We start from the raw sequence: 3,595 nt of genomic DNA, 5'->3' as shown, positions 1-3,595 counted from the left end.
GAAGCAGGAACCCGGTACTGCGCGAGCAGCTATCACCCAGTAATGGGAATCCCCCTCCTGTGACGCGAAGCGCTAAGGTGGGGGAGGATGTCAACGAATCGGTCTATTGCCTGGACCCGGATTAGAACCTCATCGAGATCAGCCGCTATTGCTGAGCTCTTGGCACCTTGCGATTTGTGTCATTGCTCCCTGGTGCGCCCCTTGCGCAGCAGAGGGATCACGGTGAGCACCATGCCGGTGAAGAGCAGCAGATAGCCCAGGGGCAGCAGGGCAAAGGGCTCGTGCAGGAAGCCCTGGGCATCGAGGGTGGAGCCCAGCAGGTTGAAGGCCACAAAGCAGCCGAGCCCGGCCAGGATCAGCAGGGCACCTATTTTCATCGTCATCTTGTCATCCTCGTCAGCGAGATGGAACGGATGGGAGACTTTCATGCCTGGGTGAAGCGAGTGTGAAGTCGCGCCAGGCACAAAACACAACGGCAGCCCGAGGGCTGCCGTTGTGTTGAGGGGTAAGCCCCGGGCCAAGGCGCTCAGCAGACCCCTTGCGCCAGCATGGCGTCGGCCACCTTGACGAAGCCGGCAATATTGGCGCCGCTTTCGTAGTCCACATGGTCAGCATCCTGACCGTAACGGACACAGGTGGCGTGGATGCTGGTCATGATCCCCTTGAGGCGGGCGTCCACCTCCTCCCGGGTCCAGGAGAGGCGCTGGGCATTCTGGCTCATCTCGAGGCCCGAGGTGGCAACCCCGCCGGCGTTGGCCGCCTTGCCCGGGGCGAACAGCACCTTTGCTTCGTGGAAGAGGCGGATGGCGGCGGCGCTGGAGGGCATGTTGGCCCCCTCGGCCACCAACTGCACGCCGTTGGCAATAAGCTGCGCCGCATCTTCGGCATCCAGCTCGTTCTGGGTGGCGCAGGGGAGGGCGACGTCGGTCGTCAGGTGCCAGGGGGTGCGGCCGCTGAAGAACTCGAGCCCGAGCTCATGGGCGTAATCGGCGACCCGCTTGCGCTGCTCGTTTTTAAGCGCCATCAGACGGGCCAGCTTCTCGGGGGTGAAGCCGTCCGGATCATAGACGGTGCCGCCGGAGTCGGAGGCGGTGATGACGCGGGCGCCGAGGGCCATCGCCTTCTCGATGGCGTATTGGGCCACGTTGCCCGAGCCCGACACCGAGACCCGCAGGCCCGCCAGGGACTGGCCGCGATGGGCCAGCATGGCGTCGACAAAGTAGAGCAGGCCGTAGCCGGTGGCTTCCGGACGAATGAGGCTGCCGCCAAAGGAGAGTCCCTTGCCGGTGAAGACGCACTCGGCGCTGTTGGTGAGCTTCTTCATCATGCCCGCCATGTAGCTCACCTCGCGCCCGCCCACCCCGATGTCGCCCGCCGGCACGTCGGTGTTGGCCCCCAGGTGGCGATAGAGCTCCAGCATCAGGGCCTGGCAGAAGCGCATCACTTCTCCTTCGCTCTTGCCCTTGGGATCGAAATCGCTGCCCCCCTTGCCGCCGCCCATGGGCAGGGTGGTGAGGGCGTTCTTGAAGGTCTGCTCGAAGGCGAGGAACTTCAGCACCGAGAGATCCACCGAGGGATGGAAGCGCATGCCGCCCTTGAAGGGGCCGATGGCGGAGCTGTGCTGCACCCGGTAGCCGCGATTCACCTGCACCTGGCCCTGGTCATCCACCCAGCTCACCCGAAACTGCACCAGGCGCTCGGGCTCCACCAGTCGCTCCAGCAGGCCGTGTTGCAGGTAGCGGGGGTGGCGCTCCACATAGGGCCAGATGGAGGCGATCACCTCGCTCACGGCCTGGATGAACTCGGGCTGGTGAGGGTTGCGGCTGGCGACCTGGGCCAGGAAGGCCTCCTGGGAGAGGGAATGACTCATCTTTAACTCCTGTCGTGAATGATGAAAGTGGCGTCCTGCCAGAAAGGGGATCATGCCCGTCTTCAGGGTTCGCGGGGCTCAAGGGGCCCGTTGTTGCGCCCCGATGGGGGTGTCATTTCCCGTCGTCGGCGGGTCAGAGCAGATAATTCGCGATGACCAAAATCTTTTTATGCATTTTTGCTGGATAAATATCAAGCGTTAGATCATCTGGCTATCTGCCGAAGGCCGCACCCTATCTTCGGCGGCGGGGGCCCGGCCCATGAAGTGAGCACCATGAAGTGAAAAGAGGCGGGGAGTGCGCGGTGCAGCCCAATCAGGGCCGCGGCGTCACCGCACGCTGGATAATGGGGGGCCTGCTGCTGCATCAGGGGCAGCACCCCCTGTGAGCCAGCGGCCAGGGTGCGACGGGGCCGGGCGCGGGCCCGTGCAATGTGCTACTGTAGCGGCGTTTTTTGCCGAACATGCAGGGCGCAGGCCCTTATTTCATGGAGTTGTATGCAGACGAACCCGACCACAGCGCGGCTGATCCAGCCAGCCATTCTCAAGGCCCATCCGACCCGGGAGGTGACCCATGCTGGCCGATGAATCCATGCGCCTGAACAAATACATCAGCGAGAGCGGCATCTGCTCACGTCGTGAGGCCGATCGTTTCATCGAGCAGGGCAACGTCTTCATCAACGGCAAGCGGGCCGGGGTGGGGGATCAGGTGTTTGCCGGGGATCTGGTCAAGGTCAACGGCCAGGTGATCGAACCGCGCGAAGCCGACAGCCTGGTCTTCATCGCCCTCAACAAGCCGGTGGGCATCGTCAGCACCACGGAGGCGGGGGAGAAGGACAACATCGTCGACTTCGTCAACCACAGCACCCGCATCTTCCCCATAGGGCGCCTCGACAAGGACTCCCAGGGTCTCATCTTCCTCACCAACCACGGGGATCTGGTGAACAAGATCCTGCGGGCGGGCAACGATCACGAGAAAGAGTACCTGGTGACCGTGGACAAGCCGGTGACCGACGAGTTCGTCCGGGGCATGGCGGCCGGGGTGCCCATCCTCGGCACCGTCACCAAGAAGTGCAAGGTGAAGCGAGAGGCGCCCTTCGTGTTTCGCATCACCCTGGTGCAGGGGCTCAACCGCCAGATCCGCCGCATGTGCGAGCACTTCGGCTTCGAGGTGACCAAGCTCGAGCGCATCCGCATCATGAACGTCAGCCTCAAGGGGCTGCCGGTGGGGGAGTGGCGCGATCTCACCGACGACGAGCTGATCGAGCTGTTCAAGCTGATTGAGGACTCCTCCTCCGAGGCGAAACCGGCCAAGGGGGCTCAGGTTGCCAAGCCCAAGGCGTCTGCGGCCGGCACCCCGGCCCAGGGCAAGAAGCCGCGGCGCAGCGACGATCACGAGATTGGCGGGCGGCCCAATGTGCCGGGTCCCGAGGCCTTCGAGAAGAAGAGCCCCGCAGGCAAGGGCGGGGCGGGCAAAGGGGTTGCCAGCAAAGGGGCAGCAGGTAAAAGCGCGCCCGGCAAGGGGGGCAAACCCGCCCCGGGCAAACCGCGGCCAGGGCAGGGCGGGCGCCAGAAGAAGGGGCGCTGAGCGCCAGGCCTTCCCGCACCCTGATGAACAACACCGGCCAAGGCCGCAATGCTGTTCAGATAAGCACTTTTTTGACTGATTATTCATAAATTGGATTTGAGTTGAGGGGGCAAGGCTGTGTCCAGTCGATCTTCCTCCAG

At 63.8% G+C, this 3,595-nt stretch carries 3 protein-coding genes; 1 reads left to right on the top strand and 2 read right to left on the bottom strand.

Going from position 1 to position 3,595, the window contains the following annotated elements; all coding sequences use genetic code 11:
* Window positions 1-179: 179 nt before the first annotated feature.
* Both AB5Y64_RS00015 and gdhA read right to left on the bottom strand, forming a co-directional pair.
* The gene (locus tag AB5Y64_RS00015) at window positions 180-383 is read right to left on the bottom strand and encodes a DUF3955 domain-containing protein (protein ID WP_043156523.1); all 204 of its coding nucleotides are present in this window, start codon (window positions 381-383) and stop codon (window positions 180-182) included.
* A gap of 143 nt (window positions 384-526) precedes the next feature.
* Window positions 527-1,870 (bottom strand): NADP-specific glutamate dehydrogenase, encoded by a 1,344-nt coding sequence (gene gdhA / locus AB5Y64_RS00010; RefSeq protein ID WP_368202998.1) that lies wholly within the window; start codon window positions 1,868-1,870, stop codon window positions 527-529.
* A gap of 571 nt (window positions 1,871-2,441) precedes the next feature.
* Between gdhA and rluF the strand changes: the two genes are divergently transcribed.
* Window positions 2,442-3,455, top strand: a complete 1,014-nt coding sequence (gene rluF / locus AB5Y64_RS00005) for a 23S rRNA pseudouridine(2604) synthase RluF (protein WP_368202995.1) — start codon at window positions 2,442-2,444, stop codon at window positions 3,453-3,455.
* Window positions 3,456-3,595 lie beyond the last annotated feature (140 nt).

This window comes from Aeromonas sp. R5-1 (assembly GCF_040908265.1).
Taxonomy (GTDB): Bacteria; Pseudomonadota; Gammaproteobacteria; order Enterobacterales; family Aeromonadaceae; genus Aeromonas; species Aeromonas caviae.
This window is presented reverse-complemented; position numbering and strand designations above follow the sequence as displayed.